Origin of the sequence: Kurthia sp. Dielmo (assembly GCF_000307285.2) — a bacterium.
Lineage (GTDB): Bacteria > Bacillota > Bacilli > Bacillales_A > Planococcaceae > Kurthia > Kurthia populi.
The window spans coordinates 1-229 of sequence record NZ_CAEP01000229.1 but is presented as its reverse complement, the minus strand read 5'-3'; the positions used below and the strand labels follow the sequence as shown (position 1 = coordinate 229).

General features: G+C 35.4%; 1 protein-coding gene. It reads left to right on the top strand.

The annotated features are described in order from the left end of the window. Window positions 1–229: hypothetical protein (locus KTHG_RS20985; RefSeq protein WP_186439480.1), on the top strand; the 229-nt coding region annotated here is incomplete at both ends.

Sequence of the window (229 nt, the reverse complement as noted above, 5' to 3'; positions counted from 1 at the left end):
TCCTTGCACACATTCTATTGTGGCGTTTCGACTGGTACCAATACAAAAGCATTATCCAATGCATTAATTAAAGCATTAGAAATTGGATTAAATATCACGTTCCAAAATAATAGTTTAAATACAAGTACAGCGATGGCCCTAAATATTAATGGGCTCGGTGCTAGAAATTTATACAATGTAGATGGCACTGCCATTCCAGTAGGTGGATTAAAACCAAACGCATTCATTA